Annotated in this window: 15 protein-coding genes; 9 read left to right on the top strand and 6 right to left on the bottom strand. The window is 69.4% G+C overall.

What is annotated here, in order from left to right:
* Nucleotides 1-37: 37 nt before the first annotated feature.
* The 4 genes from E4O86_RS07440 to E4O86_RS07425 form a co-directional block, all read right to left on the bottom strand.
* Nucleotides 38-1,141, bottom strand: a complete 1,104-nt coding sequence (locus tag E4O86_RS07440) for an ABC transporter substrate-binding protein (RefSeq protein WP_161139889.1) — start codon at nucleotides 1,139-1,141, stop codon at nucleotides 38-40.
* 35 nt (nucleotides 1,142-1,176) lie between these two features.
* Nucleotides 1,177-2,904, bottom strand: a complete 1,728-nt coding sequence (locus E4O86_RS07435; RefSeq protein ID WP_161139888.1) for an ABC transporter permease — start codon at nucleotides 2,902-2,904, stop codon at nucleotides 1,177-1,179.
* A complete protein-coding gene (locus E4O86_RS07430) occupies nucleotides 2,901-4,064 on the bottom strand; it encodes an ABC transporter ATP-binding protein (RefSeq protein ID WP_161139887.1) in 1,164 nt (387 codons plus the stop codon). Before E4O86_RS07430 ends, E4O86_RS07435 begins: the two co-directional genes overlap by 4 nt.
* Before the next feature lie 86 nt (nucleotides 4,065-4,150).
* Nucleotides 4,151-5,599: a UbiD family decarboxylase gene (locus E4O86_RS07425; protein ID WP_161139886.1), complete on the bottom strand. Its 1,449-nt coding sequence runs from the start codon at nucleotides 5,597-5,599 to the stop codon at nucleotides 4,151-4,153.
* A 384-nt stretch (nucleotides 5,600-5,983) separates the two neighbouring features.
* Here E4O86_RS07425 and E4O86_RS07420 point away from each other — a divergent pair, with 384 nt between their 5' ends.
* The 3 genes from E4O86_RS07420 (at nucleotide 5,984) to E4O86_RS07410 (ending at nucleotide 10,452) form a co-directional block, all read left to right on the top strand.
* Nucleotides 5,984-7,201: an MFS transporter gene (locus E4O86_RS07420; RefSeq protein ID WP_161139885.1), complete on the top strand. Its 1,218-nt coding sequence runs from the start codon at nucleotides 5,984-5,986 to the stop codon at nucleotides 7,199-7,201.
* 272 nt (nucleotides 7,202-7,473) lie between these two features.
* Nucleotides 7,474-8,463 carry a TAXI family TRAP transporter solute-binding subunit gene (locus E4O86_RS07415; RefSeq protein WP_161139884.1) on the top strand — a complete coding sequence of 330 codons (990 nt, stop codon included), beginning with the start codon at nucleotides 7,474-7,476 and terminating at the stop codon, nucleotides 8,461-8,463.
* Nucleotides 8,464-8,532: 69 nt separating this feature from the next.
* Nucleotides 8,533-10,452 (top strand): TRAP transporter permease, encoded by a 1,920-nt coding sequence (locus tag E4O86_RS07410; protein WP_343039118.1) that lies wholly within the window; start codon nucleotides 8,533-8,535, stop codon nucleotides 10,450-10,452.
* Between the two features lie 16 nt (nucleotides 10,453-10,468).
* Here the strand turns inward: E4O86_RS07410 and E4O86_RS07405 are convergent, their stop codons facing one another.
* Both E4O86_RS07405 and E4O86_RS07400 read right to left on the bottom strand, forming a co-directional pair.
* Entirely contained in the window at nucleotides 10,469-11,719 is a 1,251-nt protein-coding gene (locus tag E4O86_RS07405; protein ID WP_161139906.1) for an amidohydrolase family protein, read from the bottom strand.
* Nucleotides 11,720-11,721: 2 nt separating this feature from the next.
* Nucleotides 11,722-13,284: an amidohydrolase family protein gene (locus E4O86_RS07400; protein WP_161139883.1), complete on the bottom strand. Its 1,563-nt coding sequence runs from the start codon at nucleotides 13,282-13,284 to the stop codon at nucleotides 11,722-11,724.
* A gap of 248 nt (nucleotides 13,285-13,532) precedes the next feature.
* On the opposite strand from E4O86_RS07400, the gene E4O86_RS07395 reads away from it, so the two are divergent.
* The 6 genes from E4O86_RS07395 to E4O86_RS07370 all read left to right on the top strand — a co-directional run bounded on the left by E4O86_RS07395 (nucleotide 13,533) and on the right by E4O86_RS07370 (nucleotide 19,304).
* Entirely contained in the window at nucleotides 13,533-14,528 is a 996-nt protein-coding gene (locus tag E4O86_RS07395; protein ID WP_161139882.1) for an ABC transporter ATP-binding protein, read from the top strand.
* A 38-nt stretch (nucleotides 14,529-14,566) separates the two neighbouring features.
* Nucleotides 14,567-15,856, top strand: coding sequence for an ABC transporter substrate-binding protein (locus E4O86_RS07390; RefSeq protein ID WP_161139881.1), 1,290 nt, complete (start codon nucleotides 14,567-14,569; stop codon nucleotides 15,854-15,856).
* Between the two features lie 64 nt (nucleotides 15,857-15,920).
* Complete coding sequence (locus E4O86_RS07385; protein ID WP_161139905.1) at nucleotides 15,921-16,805, top strand: ABC transporter permease; 885 nt, start codon at nucleotides 15,921-15,923, stop codon at nucleotides 16,803-16,805.
* Nucleotides 16,806-17,708 carry an ABC transporter permease gene (locus E4O86_RS07380; RefSeq protein WP_161139880.1) on the top strand — a complete coding sequence of 301 codons (903 nt, stop codon included), beginning with the start codon at nucleotides 16,806-16,808 and terminating at the stop codon, nucleotides 17,706-17,708.
* Between the two features lie 7 nt (nucleotides 17,709-17,715).
* Entirely contained in the window at nucleotides 17,716-18,459 is a 744-nt protein-coding gene (locus E4O86_RS07375) for an aspartate/glutamate racemase family protein (RefSeq protein WP_161139879.1), read from the top strand.
* A complete protein-coding gene (locus E4O86_RS07370; RefSeq protein ID WP_343039116.1) occupies nucleotides 18,456-19,304 on the top strand; it encodes a GNAT family N-acetyltransferase in 849 nt (282 codons plus the stop codon). The genes E4O86_RS07375 and E4O86_RS07370 overlap by 4 nt, the downstream gene beginning before the upstream one ends.
* The last annotated feature ends 42 nt before the right edge of the window (nucleotides 19,305-19,346 follow it).

Below are 19,346 nucleotides of genomic sequence, written 5' to 3'. Positions count from 1 at the left end.
GGCCCCGCCCCCCGGGGCCGGACAGCGTCCCCGCCTGTCAGCCGGCGACCTTCTTGTAGAGCTGGATGATGGCCTGGACCTCCTCCCGCCCGCGGTCGTAGGAGACCGGCGCGTAGCGATCGATGTGGTCGGTGTCCGGCAGCGATTCGGCATGGCCCGGAGCGGGCGCCACGTCCTTGCGCATGGACACCGCGCCGTTCGGGCTCCCCTTCGCCCATTCGGCGACATAGGCCTCCTGGCCCTCCCGGCTCAGGAGCCAGTTCACCCAGACCGTGGCCGCCGCCTGGTTCGGGCGGTTCTTGAACACGGAGACGCCGCGCGCCTGCATGTCGGCGGTCGGGAACGGCTTCACGTTCGCGCAGCCGCCGCCCTTGTGGCACTCGTAGAGCGTATCCTCGGCGGTGCCGATCCCGACCGCGCTGTCTCCGCGCATCACCGACATCGTGTTCTGCCGGTCGTTGTCGACATAGACCGGGTCCATGGTCGTCAGCAGCTTCTCCACGAAATCGAAGCCCTTCTCGTGGGCGATCTGCGCGAGCATCAGCGAGCCGCCATGCGGGCGGTTCGGGATCCGGATCGAGATCCTGCCCTTGAGGCTCGGGTCGAGCAGCTCGTCGAGCGACAGGTCGCCGCCCGGCACCTGGTCGGCGTCATAGGCGCCCTGGTTGATGAGCGAGAGCGTGTGGACGAAGACGAAGTCGCCCTTGTCCGACGTGTAGAGCATGTCCGGACGCCGCCAGTTTGAGACGTCGGAGACCTCCGGCAGGAGCAGCGAATCGGTGATCGGCGCCAGGATGCCGGCGGGCGTTGCCACGCTGTTCATGTTGGTGCAGGTGCCCCACCAGGCGTCCCAGGCGTAGACGCCGTTCTTCTGCTCGCTGATGACCCGCGGCGCCGCGTCGCTCGGGTGCATCACGCTCGCCTGGACGGATATTTCCGGGAATTTCCGCGAGAAGATCCCGATCACCTCGCGATAGGCGTCGGCGGGGTCGACGATCATGTTCAGCGTCTGCCCCTTCGCGGCCGCGACCGCCGCCTCCAATTCCGGGCTCTCGGCGGCAAGCGCCCGGCCGTCTTTCGGAAGCGCCGCGAAGGCGGCCAGTCCGCCGGTGGCCGCGAGGAAGCGGCGTCGAGAGAGCATGATCCGTATCTCCTTTGGTTGGATCCCCGCGTGCATCACCCCTTGGAGAGCACGAACCGGTCGCTCACCGCCCGGGCCAGCACGGCCGAGCTCACGGCGATGGCGAGGATGAGCAGGCCGATGATCGTGGCCGGCTCGAACTTGCCGGAATCGAGATAGGCGAGCTGCAGGATGGAGAGCGGCTGGGTCGGCCCGGTGCCGAGCAGGACGACGATGCTGACGACGGAGACCGCCGTCGCGAAGACCTGCAGGCCGACCACGATGACCGACGGCGCGACCAGCGGCAGCACGATCCTGAAGAAGGTGCGCAGCCGCGAGGCGCCGCTCGTCCAGGACGCTTCCTCGAGCTCGGCGTTGAGCTGCAGGAGCATGCCGCGGATGATCTGGACGCCCATCGTCATGCTGCCGATCACCACGGCAAGGATGAGCGCCCACATCGTCCCGTAGATCGCGCGGAGCGGGCCGACCTGCAGGAACATCTGCAGGAGCCCCATGCTCATGACGATGCCGGGCACGACGAGCGGCATCCAGGTCAGGAAGTCGAGGAGCCGCCCGCCGATATGGCGGGCCCGGGTCGCGGCATAGGCGACGAGCGAATAGGCGATCATCGCCAGCAGCGCCGATCCGGCGCCGAGCTTCAGCGTGTTGGCGAGCGCGCGGCCGAGCTCGGAGCGGGCGAGCGCGTCCTGCCAGTGCCGGGTGGTCCAGATGCTCGGCATGTTGAAGGTGCCGAAGAGCTTCATGAAGCTGCCGATCACGAGCATGATCGTCGGCAGCACGGTCATGATGAGGATGAGGCCGAGCACGACCGAGAAGAGCGGCCAGCGCAGCCTGCCGAGGTCCTGGATCCGCGTGCTGAACCGACCGCCGATCACGCCGTGGGCATGGCGACGCACGTACCATTGCTGCAGGACCACGAACGGCAGGATCACCGCGACGAAGGAGAGCGAGAGCACGCTCGCCACGCCGTAGAGCGGCGGCTCCTGCTTCATCGCGGCGTAGATGATCGTGCTGTAGACGTCGATGCCTGCCGGCGTGCCGAGGATGAGCTCGATCTCGAAGGCCTGCATCGAGTGGATGAGGCCGAGCAGCGCCGTCACGACCAGGGTGGGCGTCATGATCGGCACGACGATCTTCCAGACGGTGCGGACGAGGCCGGTGCCGCAGGCCCGCGCGCTCTCCTCGAGCGCGGCATCCATGTTCCGGAAGGCCGGGACGAGCAGGAAGACCTTGATCGGGATCGTCGCCGTCACGAGGTGGACCCAGACGATCCCCCACCAGGAATAGATGTTGAACACCGGCCCGTCGAGGAAGGGCAGGAGGTCGCTCAGCCAGATGTTGATGAGCCCGCTTCGCCCGCCGGCCAGGAGCACCCAGCTCATGGTGACCGGGAGCGCCGGCATGAAGAGCGCGATCCAGAAGCCGAGCTCCAGCCAGCGCCGGCCGGGCAGGTTGGTGCGCGCGATCAGCCAGGCGAGCCCGATCGCGACGGTGAGCGAGATGGCCTGCCGCGTGATGCTGAGCGTGAGCGTGTTCCACAGGGCCTCGCCGAGGCGGCGGCTCTGGAACGGCTCGATCCAGTTCGCGAGGCCGAACGTGGTCTCGCGGCCGAACGTGCCGACCTGGAAGCTGGTGGCGACCAGCGCCACGAGCGGGAAGAGGACGAGAAACCCGACAAGCCCGACGAGCGCCCAGAACAGGATGCGCCCCGGTTCGGGCGCAAGCCGCGCCCGAGCCGCGTGCGGCAGGGCGAGATCCGTCATGCCTTCGCCTCTGCCGCCGGCCAGAGCTGCAGGTGCTCGGGGGATAGCCTGAGCCGCACCTGTCCGCCTTCGCGCCATTCCGGGCCGGGCGGGACGGTGACGTTCATCGCCGTGCCGTCGGCGAGCTTGATGCTCGCCTCGTAGCAATTGCCCATGAAGAGGAGCGCGAGGATCTCGCCGCCGAGCGCGTTCGGCTCGCTCTGCGCGACATGCGGCTTGGTCGCCACCGGCTCGACATGGATGTGCTCGGGGCGGACCGCGACGAGGCACTTCGTGTGGGCCGGCGCGCTGCGCGTATGGTCGGAGCCCGCGACCACGCATGTCACGCCCTGGTCGAGCTCGACCGTCACGCGTCCGTCCGGCTCGCGCTTCAGGATCCGGCCCGGCAGGAGCCGCGTCTCGCCGAGGAAATCGCGCACGCTCGGCGTCTGCGGGTAGCGGTAGAGCTCCGACGGCGACCCGATCTGCTCGATATTGCCCGCCCGCATCACCGCGATCCGGTCGGAAAGCGCCAGCGCCTCCGACTGGTCGTGCGTGACGAAGAGGACCGCGATGCCGAGACGGCGCTGAAGCACCTTCACCTCCGCCCGCATCTGGTTGCGCAGGCGCGCGTCGAGATTGCTGAAGGGCTCGTCCATCAAAAGGACGTCGGGACCGACGGCGAGGCCGCGCGCGATCGCCACGCGCTGCTGCTGGCCGCCGGAGAGCTGGGTTCCGCGCCGCTCGGCGAACGCCTCCAGCCCGACGAGCCGGAGCAGCTTCGTCACCTCGTCCCGGATCTCGGCGGCCGGGCGACGGCGCGCCCGAAGCGGATAGGCGACGTTCTCGAACACCGACATGTGCGGCCAGATCGCGTAGGACTGGAACACCATCCCCATGTTGCGCTTCTCGGGCGGCAGGAAGGTCCGCTCGCGCGGGGCGTCGACGATCCGGCCGTCGAGCCGGACTTCCCCGGCGGTCGCCCGCTCGAGCCCGATCGCGATGCGCAGGGTCGACGTCTTGCCGCAGCCGGAAGGGCCGAGCAGGGTCAGGATCTCGCCCTTGCGGAGCTCGAAGCTGACGTCGCTGACGGCCTTGAAGGAGCCGTAGGTCTTCTGGATGTGGCTGAGCGCGAGGACCGTCTCGGCCGGCCGGGATGCGGGGGCGAGCGCGTCCGGCATTGTCTCCCCCGGATTTCCCGGCCCCGGCCGATCGACTGAGACGAGATGTGGCGGCATGAATCGGCCTCCCGACCGGAGCGCTTCGCCTAGAACCAGGCCGGCAGGACGTCCGCGAACCTGGCGCGGACGTGATCGTCGAGCGCCTTGCTGGAGCGGACCAGCGCGGGCCAGTCGGCGATCCTGTTCCACGGCTTGCAGGCGTCGATGACCATCCGCGAATTCATGTTCCGGCGGTCTTCCGGATAGGCCATCGGGTCGAGCGTGGTGCTCCAGCACCCCTTCAGGATCTCGACGTCCTCGCGCGGGTCGCAGCGCGTGCAGATCGCCCAGACGACCTGGTCCATGTCGGCCGGGTTCACGTCCTCGTCGACGACCACGACCATGCGGTTCGCATAGGCCCCGGCATGGCACTGCGAGGCGATCAGCCCCGCCTGCTTGGAATGGCCGGCATACATCTGCCTGATGGCGACGGTCAGCCACATGCGGCTGCCGCCGGCCTCGTGCGACCAGACGCCCTTCACCTCCGGGACGCCCGCCGCCTCGATCTCGTGCCAGACGGCGCCGGCGCGATAGGTGCCGCGATAGAAGGTGTCGTCGTTCGGCGGGACGGCGGGAATGCAGCCGGTGAGGATCGGATCGTCACGGTGCATGAAGGTCTCGACCCGGATCGCCGGCTCCTTCTTGAGACCGCCCGCATAATAGCCGGTCCATTCGCCGAGCGGCCCCTCGTCAATGAGGTCATCGGGATGGACGTAGCCCTCGAACGCGATCTCGGCGTCCGCGGGAATGGGAAGCCCGGTCTTCGGCCCCTTCACGACGCGGATCGACTCGCCGAGCAGCCCCCCGGCAGCGTCGTACTCGTTGTTGCCGTAGGGGATCTCGAGCCCGGCGACGGAGAAGATGCCGGGATGGACGCCCACCACCACCGCGATCGGGCACGGCTCGCCCCGCTCGTGGTAGCGCCGCTTGATCATGTCGCCGTGCTTGCCCTTGGAGGCCATCACCGATGCGACGTTGCGGTCGTGCACCTGGACCCGGTAGGCGCCGTAATTGACCCATCCGGTGTCCGGGTCGCGCATCACCACCATGCACCCGGTGCCGATGTAATAGCCGCCGTCGCCCTCGTGCCACCGCGGCGTCGGGATCTTCAGGAGGTCGATTTCGTCCCCGGAGAAGACGTTCTCCATGACGGGCCCGGATTCCACCTCGGTCGGGGGGATCATCGGGTGGTCCTTGAAGTTGTCGCGCCAGAACCTGACCAGGTCGATCTCGCGCGTGGTCTCGGGCAGGCCGAGCGTCAGCGCGATCCGCTTCACCGACACGAACAGGTTGGCGAGCACGCGATAGTTCGGATCGTAGCCGGGCACCTTGTCGAAGAGCAGCGCGGGGCCGCCGATCTTGCGCTGGTAGATGTCGACGATCCCGCCGATCTCGCGCTCGCGGTCGGCGCCGCTGATCCGCTTCAGCTCGCCGGCCGTCTCCATCTCTGCGATCCAGGTCCTGAGATCCTGTGCACGGGTGACCGTCTGCAACATCCGTGAAGCCTCCTCCGTGGGTGCGCGATCATCGGCACGGCCAAGTCTTTCCCACCGGCACGGCCCACCGTACAAAAATTGCAACACGAACACCTTTTTTGTGTCAATGCCAAAAAAGGTTCAGATGTGCTGAGAAGAGTGGCAGATTGGGATGGCTGTCCCGGAAAAGGGCCGGAGCCGCCTTCCCGGCCGGCAGGAAGCACTGGATAGTCCGCTGGCGACAAGGAGAAGGATTCCGCTTGCCCGTAACGCCGACCTGCCGTGCTGGACCCTCCGGCGGAACGAAGCCAAGTGACCGGCCGGCCTGCGGTGCGGCGCGCCCGATCCCGGCCGCCGCGCGCCTTCGTCAGGCCCGGCAGCAATCCGACCGCGCGGCCGGGGCAGATGCCGGACGCGGCTGACCCGGCCGCGGCCCGGGCCCGCAGGCGCGCGCTCGTCGCCACCAATGCCGGCGCGTTCTTCAGCCTGAGCCTGATGCAGATCGTCGGGCTCGTGACGCCGCTCTGGACGACGAAGCTCGCGATCGAGCCGGCCTGGATCGGCTTCATCCTGAGCGCCCGCTCAGTCCTGCCGTTCCTGCTGTCGATCCAGCTCGGCGGCCTGATGGACGCCATCGGCGTCCGCAAGGTGATGCTCGCCTGCGCCGCCGGGGGCATCGCGCTGCCGCTGCTCTATCCGCTGCTTCCCCATGTCTGGCCGCTCATAGCGCTGCAGCTCGTGCTCGGGCTGGTCTCCGCCGTGAGCTGGCTCGGCTCGCAGGCGTCGATCGGATTGCTGGTCCACGGCGATCCGCGGACCATGGGGATCTTTTCCTTCCTGACGAATCTCGGCAGCGTGCTCGGCCCGCTGCTGCTGGGCCTCGCCTGGGACCATCTCGGGCCGGTCGGCGGCTTCGGGATGGTGAGCCTCTGGAGCGCCGGCCTGCTGGCGAGCACGCTCGCCATGCCGCGCGCCATCCCCTCCGCCGGACGGGGCGGCAAGGGCCTGCCGGGGCCGGAGGTCTATCTGCGGGCGTTCCGCCTCCTCGGTCGGACGCTGGTCGCCTTCGTGATCTGCATGACGTTCCTGCGCATCGCCCTCATCACGATGCAGGAATCGTTCTACCCGGTCCACCTCACCGGGGTCGGGATCTCGGCGGCGCAGATTGGCGTGCTGGTATCGATCGCCTGGCTGAGCAGCACGCCGTCGACACTGCTGATCGGGCCGGCGATCCGCCTGCTCGGCTCGGCCGAGGCGGTGCTCGCGGCGAGCGTCGCCCTTTCCACCGTCGCGATCACGGTCACGCCCGCCCTGCCCGGCTTCTGGCCGCTCGCCGCGGCGGCCTGCCTGTTCGGCATCGGGCAGGGACTCGGATTCCCCCTGACGATCTCGATCCTCTCCAAGGATGTCGGCGTCGAGGAGCAGGGCGTGAGCGCCGGCCTGCGCGCGACCGCGAACCGCTTCGCCGCCGTCGTGGTGCCGCTCGCGATGGGCGCCGTGGCGCAGGCCGCCGGGCTCGGCGCCTCCTTCTGGGTGCTGGGCGGCGCGCTCATCGCCGCCCTCGTGCTCTGCGTGCTCCTGTTCGGCTCGCGAAGGCCGAAGCGCCGACAGGGCCGCGGCTGATGCGGCCGCGGCTGATGCGGCCGTATTCGCGGCGCTGCCCAGCCGGCGGCCAAAAGCTGCATCCTGCGGTCCAATTTTGTGCATCCGTAACAAAATCGGCATTTCTGCTTGATGAACGGGACGTATGCTGGTTCACTTCCGGCGGAAGTTGGTCGGCGGCCCGGCAGGAATGCGGGGAACCCGGTCCGGGAATGCGGCTCCGGCCGCGCCGTGTGCTCCCGCCGGACCCCGTGCACCGCCCTTCGCCGGCCATGGAGATGGAGGAAGAGCCTATGCGTAAGCCTGTCGCGCTGGCGGGGTGGATTGCGGGACTGTTTCTGGCGACGGCCGCCCCGGCCCTTGCCGGGCCTTATACGATGACGGTCTGCGGCGCCAGCCCGGGCGGCCTCTGGTCGCTCGTCGGCGCCGGCCTCGACGCGGCGATGAAGGCCGCCTATCCGGGCTCCACGATCACCTATCAGACCTCCAGCGGCGGCCTCGCCAACGTCGTCCAGGTGAAGGGCGGCACCTGCGAGATCGGCATGGCGAATGACGGCGACCTCATCTACGCCGTCGAGGGTCGCGAGCCCTTCAAGGACAAGGTCCAGGGCCTGAAGGCGATCGCCGTTCTCTACGACTGGGCGCCGGTCATGTGGATCGCGCGCAAGGACTTCGCGGAGAAGTACGGCATCAAGGACCTGAACGACCTCAAGACGGCGAAGCCGCCCGTGCGGCTCGCCTTCAACCGGCGCGGCCTGCTCACCTCGGCGATCACCGAAGCGACGCTGGAGGCGATCGGGATCACCCTCGACGACATCAAGTCCTGGGGCGGCACGGTGCAGTTCCAGGCCTCCAACGAGCAGGCCGAGCTCATGCAGAACGGCCGCATCGACCTCCTGGCCAACACCCTCTTCGAGGGCCACCGCAGCATCGCGGAGATGGCCCAGGCGGTCGATCTCGCAATGGTCGACGTGCCCGACGAGGCCGCCAAGAAGACCATCGAGGAGTTTCACCTGAAGCCCTGGACGATCCCGGCGAGCGCGCACGACTGGCAGAAGAAGGACGCGAAGACGGTGACGACCAGCATCATCCTCTTCGCCGACGAGAAGCTCGACGAGCAGACCGCCTACGACATCACCAAGGCGATGATCGAGCATCCGGACCGCATGGCCGCGGTCTCGAGCGCCATGAGCCGGTTCAAGCCGAGCATCATGATCGACCAGGAGGCCGCGCCGTTCCACGAGGGCGCGATCCGCGCCTACAAGGAAGCGGGGCTGATGTAGGACGGGCTCCGGCCCGTCCTTTCGACCGAAGCCGATGCGATTGGCGGAAGGGGAAGCCTCTTGAGCTTCGTGAATCTCGCCTTCTCGACCGGGGTGCGCCGCTATCCGAGCGGCCGCCTCGGGCAGGCCTTCAAGCTCTATGCGGTGCTCGTGGCTGCCTACACGATCTGGGCGGCGGCGTTCTCGACCTGGGACGTCCTCTCCCGCACCATCGTGTTCCTCTCGATGATGCTGGTGCTCGTCTTCCCGCTCATCGGCCACAGCGAGCGGGCGCGCGCCGACAGGCCGCTCGTCACGGACTGGCTGCTCGCCGCGCTCGCCTTCGCGAGCCTCGTCTTCTTCGTTTCGGAGGTGGACGCGATCGGCCAGCGCATGTCGCTGTTCGATCCGCTGCCGCCGAGCTACTGGTTCTTCGGCTCGGCGATCCTCCTGATGTCGCTCGAGGCGGCGCGCCGCACGGTCGGGCTGGGGCTGACGACGATCGTCGTGCTGTTCGTCGCCTACAACCTCTTCGGCCACCTGCTCGCCGGCCCGCTCACGCATGGCCACATCACGCCCGGCCATTTCCTCGACCTGATGGTCTTCACCACCGACGGGCTGTTCGGCGCGCCGGTGCAGGTGACCGCCACCTACGCCTTTCTCTTCGTCCTCTTCGGCACGCTCCTGGAGCGCGCCGGGGGCGGCGAGTTCTTCTTCGACTTCGCGGCGATCTTCGCCGGGCGGAGACCCGGCGGGCCGGCCAAGGTCGCCGTGTTCTCCTCCGGGCTCTTCGGCATGGTCTCCGGCAGCCCCACCTCCGACGTGGTAACGACCGGCTCCGTCACGATCCCGATCATGAAGCGGCTCGGCTATTCGCCGCGCCTTGCCGCCGGCGTCGAGGTGGCGGCCTCGACCGGGGGAAGCATCCTGCCTCCGGTCATGGGCTCGGCCGTCTTCATCATGGTCGAGTTCACGGGCATCCCCTACGTGGAGATCGCCGTCGCGGCGCTCGTGCCCGCGATCATCTACTATGTCGGGATCTATGTGCAGGTGCATCTGCGCTCGCTGAAGCTCGGCCTGCGCGGCCTGCCCGAAGAGCAGATTCCGGAGCTCGCGCCGACGCTGAAGCGCGGCTTCCTGTTCCTGGTACCGCTCGTGACGCTCGTCGGCGCGCTCTGGGCCGGCTACACGCCGACCTTCGTCGCGCTCTTCGGAGCCGCCTCGGTGGTGGCCGTGTGGGCGCTCCGCTGGCGAACCTTCTCGCTCCGCGCGCTCTATGACGGCGCGGCGCAGACCACCTTCAACATGGTCGCGGTCACCGGCGCCTGCGCCGCGGCGGGCATGGTGATCGGCGGCATCACCATGACCGGCCTGGCCGGCAAGGTCTCCGACCTCATCGCGCTGCTCGCCGGCTCGAACCTGCTTCTGACGCTCGTGATCGGCGGCGCGCTCACCATCCTCCTCGGCATGGGCATGCCGACGCCGGCGGCCTACGCGCTGGCGGCCGCGCTCGTCGCCCCCACCCTCATCCGCGATTTCGGCGTGCCCGCGATCCAGGCGCACCTCTTCCTGCTCTATTTCGCGGTGCTGTCGGCCATGACGCCGCCGGTCGCGGTCGCCGCCTATGCGGCTGCGGCGATCGCCGACGACAATCCGATGGCGATCGCCTTCGTGGCCTGCAACCTCGCGGTCTCCGCCTTCCTGCTCCCGTTCACCTTCATCTACGATCCGGGCCTCATGCTGATCGGCGGCCCGGCGGCGATCGCGGGAAGCATCGTCAGCGTCCTGCTCGCCGTGGTGCTCATCTCCGTCGCCAAGGAAGGCTACGCCCACCGGCCGCTCGGCCCGGTCACGCGCACGCTCTGCGCGCTCGCCGGCCTCGCCTATCTCGTGCCGAACCTCTACAGCCTGATCTACGGCACCGTCCTCCTCGCGGCGGCGCTCGTGTCGCTGCGCTGGTCCCAGCCAGGCACGGCCGGGGCGGACAAGGCCGAAGCCGCGCTCCGCTGAGGCGATCCCGCGGATCTCAGGCGCCCGCCGCCCGGGCCGGCGGCGCGGGCGGAAAGAGCTCCGGGCGCCCGCGGCGGAACGTCATCCGGCCGGCCTTCCAGCCGGCGAGCGCGGGAGCGACGGTGCGGACCGCCGCGGCCGGGTCCGGCGCATCGAGGAGGACGATATCCGCCGGGCCGCCCGGGCGGATTCCGTGCGGCGCCCCGAGCTGCCGGGCGGCGTCCCCGCTCACCATCCGGAACACGGCGGCGAGATCCTCCTCGCGCGCGAGATGGGCGACATTGGCGTAGAGGTTCGCCATCCGGCAGAGCGAGGCGTCCCCGAACGGCGTGAACGGATTGAGGATGTTGTTGCTCGCCACCGAGGCGAGGACGCCGCGCCTGGCGAGCGCATAAGCGGGCGCGACGCCCCGCGGCGCGAGCCGGTCCGCAGCCCTGCCGCCGAGGAAGAGGTCGGTCGCCGGCAGGACCGTCACCGCGACGCCCGCTTCCGCGAGCGTCTCCGCCATCCCCGCCACCGCCTCCGGCGCCATCGCCGCGAGCTTGGTGACGTGGCCGACCGAGACGCGGCCGGCATAGCCGCGCGCGCGGGTCTGGGCCGCGATCTCCGGCAGGATGGAGTGGGCAGGATCCAGGTCGAAATCGGCATGGAAGTCGACGTCGACGCCGTGCCGCTCGGCGATCTCGAAGATCGCGGCGACATGCGCGACGGGGTCGGGATCCGTGTACGGGCAGCCTCCGAGCGAGGTCGCGCCCATCCGCAGCGCCTCGTCCAGCATGCCGGCCGTCTCCGGCTCGTTCGTGAGCCCCTCCTGCGCGAAGGCGCAGAGGTCGAGGTCGAGCGCCCAGCCGTAGTCCGCCCTGAGCGCGAGGAGCGCCTGCAGCGAGCGGAAGCCGGCCCGCGGATCGACCTCGACGAAGCTCCGCATGCGCATCGTCCCGTGCGTGACCGCCTTCTCGATGACCGCCGCAGCGCGGGCGCGGACGTCCTCGACCGTGAAGCCGGCCTTCGCCCGCGCGGTGAGCGCGATCGCCTCCTCGAGCGTGCCGTGCCGGAGCCGGCAGCGGTCGAGGATGCAGGCCTTGTCGAGATGCACGTGGGTCTCGACGAAGCCGCCGAAGGCGAGGCAGCCCGTTCCGTCGGCGCGGGGCGCTTCGGATTCGATCCGCGGCTCGATCGCCGCGACCAGCCCGTCCGCGACGCCGATATCGACCGGATCGGGCCGTCCGGCGAGCCGCACGCCCGCGATGACGAGGTCGAGCGGCACGCTCACGCCTCCGGGTCGCTCATCGCGTTGTAGCGATAGGCGCGGTAGCCCTCGGCGGGCGCGTGGGCGCGGTGGAAGGCCTCCAGATGCGGCATCATCGCGTCGACCATCGTCCGCGCCTCGCGCTCCGCGGGCGTTTCGGGCGCGGCCAGCCGATCGGCGATCTCGCGCATCACGGCGTCGCGGTCGATCGAGACGACGCGGCCGCCCGCCACCACCACGCGGCCGCCGACGAGGACCTTGTCGATCGCGTGCCGGCCGCCGCGATGGAGCACCGCCTCGGCGACCGGCACGCGCGGGTCCACGAAGGGCCGGCCGATCGCGTCTGCGGAGAGGAGGACGAGATCCGCCTGCCTGCCCGGCTCGATCCGGCCCACGCTGTCGCCGAACCCGGCCGAGTTCGCGCCGTGCTCGCTCGCCATCGCGAGGATCTCCGCGGCGTCCGGCCGGTCGTTCCAGAGGCCGGTCTCGCGATGCAGCGCCCACACGAGCTTCATCTCGATCATCATGTCGCGATCGTCGCAGATGTTCGACTGGTCGATGCCGAGCGCGACCGGGATCCCGCGCCGCCGCATCTCGTTCACCGGCGCGATGCCGCTGCCGAGGCGGAGCCCCGAGCTCGCATTGTGGCAGACCGTGCAGCCGTGCTCCGCCAGGAGGTCGAGATCCGCGCGGTCCGTCCAGTTGGCGTGGCCGAGCGTCAGCTCCGGGCCGAGGCAGCCGAGCGCGGCGAGGTGCGCCACCGCCGAGCGGCCGAAACGCTGCCGCGCGAAGGCGGCCTGGCGCTCGGTCTCGACGAGGTGCATGTGGACGTTCGCGCCGTGCGCCCGCGCCGTCGAGAAGACGAGCTCGAGGCTCGCATCGCTGCACCAATGGAGGTTCGCCGGCGCGAGATGGAAGCGCACCCGCCCCGGCGCGGCGGCTTCCCGGCGCGCCCTGGCCTCCGCGAAGAACGCCATGTAGTCGGCGGTCGGCACATGCGCCGGAGCGAGCCTCGGAAGGAGCCAGGCGCGGACCGGCTCCGGCATCGCGGCGAGCACGTCCTCGTCGCATTCATAGGCGAGGATGTTGCGGTCCCGCATCATGAAGGAATAGCCGGCCCGCATGCCGATCTCGCCATAGGCGGCGAGAATGCCGTCGGTCGCCGCGTGCCATTCCTCCGGGCCGCCGGTGAGCCCGCTGTTGATGTGGTGGACCGTCGTTGTCCCGCTCTCCAGCATCTCGATCGCGGAATAGAGCGTATCGAGCCGCGGCCCGATCTGCCGCATCGCGCGGAACCGCGGCAGCCAGAGTTCCAGGGGCGCGAAGGGCACGCCCATCATCAGCGGCGTCAGGCCGAAATGGTGGTGCGCGTTGACGAGGCCCGGGATGACGACGGCCCCGGGCGAACCGTGCCGGGGCAGGCCGCTCGCCGCGATCGCCTGCGGGTCGCGAGGTCCGATTGTGGTGATCGTCCCGCCCCGCACCTCGATCGCGACGTCGTGCCGGACGATCGGCCTCCGCTGCGCATCGAGCCCGCAGAGGAGGGTCCCGGCCTCGACGATGCAATCCTCTCCGACGTCCATCCAGGCTTCCCCGCTCCCTCCGGAAGCATCTCTCCCGGCGTCCCTGCCCCGCAGCAAGCGTCGTGCCGCGAGCGGCGTCGCCGGCGGACCGGCCGCCGCACGCGCCCTTCTGCCTACGCGGTAGGCAATCGGCCCCGCCACGGGTCAGGCCGCGCGCGCCGTTGCCCCGGGAGGCGCGCCGGATCCTCGGCAGGCGGGCATGGCACGCGGCTTGCGATACGTGGGCAGAGGGTAGCGGGAGCGGCAGCATGCCGAAAGCCGTCGATCTGGAACTGGCGAGCCTCACGAAGCGCTACGGCGACACCCTGGCCGTCGACGCGATCGCGCTGAAGATCAGGGCCGGCACCTATTGCTGTCTGCTCGGGCCGTCCGGCTGCGGGAAGACGACGACGCTCAGGATGATCGCCGGCCACGAGAGCGTCAGCGACGGCGACATCGTGATCGGCTCGGAGGTCGTGAACGACCAGCCGCCGGCGGCCCGCGGCACCGCCATGATGTTCCAGAGCTACGCCCTCTTCCCGCATCTCAATGTGCGGGACAACGTGGCCTTCTCGCTGAAGATGCGCGGCATCGCCAAAAGCGAGCGCCATGCGCGCGCCCAGCACATGCTGTCGCTCGTGGCGATGCAGGCCTATGCCCTCCGGCTGCCGAGCCAGCTCTCGGGCGGCCAGCAGCAGCGCGTCGCGCTCGCCCGCGCCCTCGTCACCGATCCGAGCATCCTGCTCCTCGACGAGCCGCTCTCCGCGCTCGATCCGTTCCTCAGAATCAAGGTCAGGGCCGAGCTGAAGCGCTTCCAGCGCGAACTCGGCATCACCTTCATCCACGTGACGCACAGCCAGGAGGAGGCGATGGCGCTCGCCGACCTCATCGTCGTCATGAACAATGGCACTATCGAGCAGGCCGGCACGCCGCGGGAGATCTTCAACGAGCCGCGGACCGAGTTCGTCGCCCGCTTCATCGGCGGCCACAACGTGATCCCGATCAACGGCCGCACGGTCACCATCCGCTCGGACCGCGTCGCGGTCCTTCCGGACGGCGCCGAGGCGAAGGGAAGACCGGCCCGGATCGCGGCGATCGAATATCAGGGCGCCGCGGTGCTGGTGAGCCTCACGCTGGACGAGGGGCTGCCGCTCGCCGCGCTCGTTCCTGAGCGCGTCTTCTACCAGCACGCATTCGAGCCCGGCCAGACCGTGCGGGTCCGCTGGCAACAGGGAGACCTGCACGACGTCAGTGCAGCCGCATGAACGAACCCACCGAACGCACGCAGGAGAGGAGTGATCGAATGACCAAGAACATTTCGACCGGAGGCATGTCCCGCCGCACCGTTCTCAAGGGCTCCGCGGCGCTCGCCGGGCTCGCCGGCACCGGCTTCGCTTCGAGCTTCCCCGCCCCGGCCGTGCATGCGCAGGAGGCCGTCACCCTGCGCTATCTCGGCACGGCCGTGAACCAGTCGGCCGACATCGCCAGGAAGGCGAAGGAGGATATCGGCGTCACCATCGAATACATTCCCGTCGAGACGGACGAGGTCGCCAAGCGCGTCATCACGCAGCCGAACTCCTTCGACCTCCTCGACAGCGAATATTTCTCGCTCCCGAAGCTGCTCCCGTCCGGCAATCTCCAGGGCATGGACGCCGGGAAGATCAAGTACGCCGGCCAGATCGCCACCGTCTTCACGAAGGGCGAGGTCGAGGGCAAGAAGATCGGCGACCAGGGCACCGCGCCGAAGAAGGTGTTCTACCTCGAGGGCCAGTTCTCGAAGAAGTTCTCGGCCGAGCCGACCGAGTGGATCACGCTGATCCCGACCACCTACAACGCCGACACGCTCGGCATCCGGCCCGATCTGATCAAGCGGCCGATCGAGAGCTGGGCCGAGCTGGTCAACCCCGAGTTCAAGGGCAAGGCGGCGATCCTGAACATCCCGTCGATCGGCATCATGGATGCCGCCATGGTGGTCGAGGCGCTCGGCAAGTACAAATATCCGGACAAGGGCAACATGACCAAGGAGGAGATCGATCTGACCACCGATTTCCTCAAGGAGGCCAAGAAGGCGGGCCAGTTCCGCGCGTTCTGGTCGGATTTCAACGAGTCGGTCAACCTGATGGCGTCGGGCGAGGTCGTCATCCAGTCGATGTGGTCGCCGGCGGTCACCGCCGTGCGCTCGAAGGGAATCCCCTGCACCTACCAGCCGCTGAAGGAAGGCTATCGCGGCTGGGCATCCGGCTTCGGGCTGCCGAAGACGCTGGAGGGCAGGAAGCTCGACGCGGCCTACGAATTCATCAACTGGTTCCTGTCCGGCTGGGCCGGAGCCTATCTCAACCGGCAGGGCTACTATTCCGCCGTCCTCTCGACGGCGAAGGAGAACATGGAGCCCTACGAATGGGCCTACTGGATGGAGGGCAAGCCGGCCGAGAAGGACATCCACGCCCCGGACGGCACGCTTCTCGAAAAGGCCGGAACCGTGCGCGACGGCGGCTCCTACGAGGACCGCATGGGCGCCATCGCCTGCTGGAACTCGGTGATGGACGAGAACACCTACATGATCCGGAAGTGGAACGAGTTCATTGCTGCGTGACGCGGCCCTGAGCGCGGAGGCGATCCCGGGCGAAACGGCCCGGGATCGGCCGCGCGCGGGCGCGATGGCGAGCCGGCGGGCGGGCGCGCTCGCCCCCTACTGGCAGGCGGCGCCGATGGCGCTCGTATTCCTGCTCTTCTTCGTGCTGCCGCTCCTGGTCACGCTCATCGTCTCGTTCTGGAACTACACGGAATATTCCATCGAGCCGGCGTTCACGCTGGACAATTACCGCGAGGTCTTCGACGGCTGCCTTGCCGACCTGCCAGGCCTCTGCACGACCTTCAAGACCTACCTTTCGACGCTCAAGTTCTGCCTGATCGTGTGGGCGTCGACGCTCCTGATCGGATTCACGGTCGCCTATTTCCTGGCGTTCCACGTCCGCACCATGACGATGCAGATCGTGCTCTTCCTCCTCTGCACGATCCCGTTCTGGACCTCGAACGTGATCCGGATGATTTCCTGGATCCCCCTTCTCGGGCGGAACGGGCTCATCAACCAGGCGCTCGTCGGCACGGGCCTCGCCGGCAGCCCGCAGGAATGGCTGCTCTATTCAGACTTCTCCGTCGTGCTCGCCTTCGTGCACCTCTATACGCTGTTCATGGTCGTGCCGATCTTCAACTCGATGATGCGGATCGACCGCGCGCTGGTCGAGGCGGCCTATGATTCCGGCGCCTCGGGGTGGCAGACGCTGTGGAACGTGGTGATCCCGCTCTCGAAGCCCGGCATCGCCATCGGCTCCATCTTCGTCATCACCATCGTCATGGGCGATTTCGTCACCATCGGCGTGATGGGCGGACAGCAGATCGCCTCGATCGGCAAGATCATCAACGTGCAGGTCAACTACCTGCAGTTCCCGATCGCGGCCGCGAACGCCGTCGTCCTGCTCGTCCTGGTGCTCCTCATCATCTGGGCGCTGACGCGCATGATCGACATCCGGAAGGAGCTCTGAATGCGCGAGGCGCGGCCGGCCTCCTTCTATGCGCTCGCCCTCTTCTTCGGGCTGTTCGTGCTGTTCCTCTACGGGCCGATGATCACCATCCTGGTGCTGTCGTTCCAGGGCCCGCAGGGCGGACTGACCTTCCCGCTCAACGGCCTCTCGCTGCACTGGTTCGGGAGCCTCTGGAACGGCATCGGCGTCATCGACATCGGCGCCGCGCTCCGCCGCTCGCTCTGGCTCGGCGTCGTCGTGATGCTCCTGACGGTCGTCATCTCGGTCATGGCGGGGCTCGCCTTCCGCCGGCGCTTCCGCGGCGCCGCGCTCCTCTTCTACGTCGCGATCGCGAGCCTCATCATGCCCTCGATCGTGGTCTCGCTCGGCATCGCCCTCGAATTCCGCATCCTCGACGACAGCATCAAGGCGCTCGGCGACGCCTGGGAGATCGAGGCGGTCCAGCGCGGCTACACGACCGCCATGGGGCTCTTCACGTCCGGCCTCGGCGCCCATCTCTCCTGGACGCTGCCCTTCGGCCTCCTCATCATGTTCGCGGTTTTCAACCGCTTCGACAGGCGCTACGAGGAGGCCGCGCGCGATCTCGGCGCCACGCCGTGGCAAAGCTTCCGGCACGTCGTGCTGCCGATCGTGGCGCCCTCGCTCATCGGCATCGCGCTCTTCGGCTTCACCCTTTCCTGGGACGAGGTGGCGCGGTCGAGCCAGGCGCTCGGGTCCCGCAACACCCTGCCGCTCGAGCTGCGCGGCCTCACCACCACGGTCACGACCCCGGTCATCTACGCTTTGGGCACCGTCACCACCGGCATCTCGATGACGGTGATCGGGATCTGCCTGGCGCTCGCCATGATGGTCCAGCGCCGCCGCCGCAGGCAGGGGACCGACGCCGGCAGGGGCATGCTATAGGGCGTCGATGCGCATCCATGTGGTCAACCCGAACACCACCGCCTCGATGACCGCCGGCATCGCCGCGGCCGCCCGGCGCGCGGCGGGGCCGGGCGTCACCATCCTCGCGGGCAATCCGGATGAGGGGCCCGCCTCGATCGAGGGCTATTTCGACGAGGCGCTCTGCGTGCCGGGCCTTCTGAAGGAGATCGCCGCGGCGGAGCGGGCCGGAATCGACGCGCATGTGATCGCCTGCTTCGACGATACCGGCCTCGACGCGGCCCGCGCGCTCGCCGCCGCGCCGGTGGTCGGCATCGGGGAGGCCGCCTATCACGTGGCGAGCCTTGTCGCCGGACGCTTCAGCGTCGTGACGACGCTCGCCCGGTCGATCCCCGCGCTCGAGCACAATCTCCGCCGCACCGGGCTTGCGGAGCGCTGCGCCCGCGTGCGGGCGGCCGAGATCCCCGTGCTCGCCCTCGAGGCGCCCGGATCGGAGGCGGAGGCGAGGATCGCCGCCGAGATCGGGCGGGCGATCGCCGACGACCGCGCGGAAGCGATCGTGCTCGGCTGCGCCGGAATGGCGGACCTCGCCGGCCGGCTCTCGGCGCGCTTCGGCGTTCCGGTGATCGAGGGTGTGGGCGCCGCCGTCAGGCTCGCCGAAGCCCTGATTGGGCTCGGCCTGAAGACGTCGAAGGTCGGCGGCTGGGCCCCGCCGCTCCCCAAGGCCTGGAGCGGTCCCTTCGCGCCGCTCGCGGACGGGGCGGCCAAGTGAGCGGCCTCGACATCCGCCCGATGGGCGCCGGCGATCTCCCGATCGCGCTCGGCTGGGCGGCCGAGGAAGGGTGGAATCCCGGCCTCGGCGATGCGGCGCCCTTCCGCGCCGCCGATCCGGACGGCTTCCTGATGGCCCGGCTCGACGGCGAACCCGTCGCGTGCATCTCGGTCGTGGCCTACGGGGCGGCCTACGGGTTCCTCGGCTTCTACATCTGCCGGAAGGGCTGGCGCGGGCGCGGCTACGGCTACGCGACCTGGCGCGCCGGGCTGGACCGGCTCGGAGCCCGGACCGTGGGGCTCGACGGGGTCCTCGCGCAGCAGGACGCCTATCGCCGCGAGGGCTTCGATCTCGCGCACCGCAACATCAGGTTCGGCGGCCGCCCCGCCGTCCCGCCCGCTTCCGCCGAGGAGGGCCTGGTGGCGATCGAAGGCGGCATCGCGGAAGCCGTCATCGCCGCCGACCGGCGCTGGTTCGGGGCGGAGCGGCCGGCCTTCCTGGCGGCATGGCTCGCGCCCGGTCCGACGCGGCAGGGCCTCGCGCTCCTGCGCGCGGGCGAGATCGCGGGCTACGGCGTCATCCGGGACTGCGGGACGGGCGCGAAGATCGGGCCGCTCTTCGCCGCGGACCGGGCCGACGCGGAGCGCCTCTTCGCGGCCCTCGCCGCGACGCGTCCCGGCCGCGAGATCTTCCTCGACGTGCCGGAGCCGAACCGGGCGGCCGTCGCGCTCGCCGAGGCGCACGGCCTGGCGCCCGTCTTCGAGACGGCGCGCATGTACCGCGGAGCCCCGCCCGCGCTCCCGCTTCCCGCGATCTTCGGCATCACGACCTTCGAGCTCGGCTGAGCCGGCGAGGCTCCCGACGCCCCGCCTCCGCGCCGGCATGCG

This window comes from Propylenella binzhouense (assembly GCF_009866965.1).
GTDB classification, from domain to species: Bacteria; Pseudomonadota; Alphaproteobacteria; order Rhizobiales; family Afifellaceae; genus Propylenella; species Propylenella binzhouense.
Note: the sequence above shows the minus strand (reverse complement) of the source record. Positions and strands in the feature narration are given on the sequence as shown.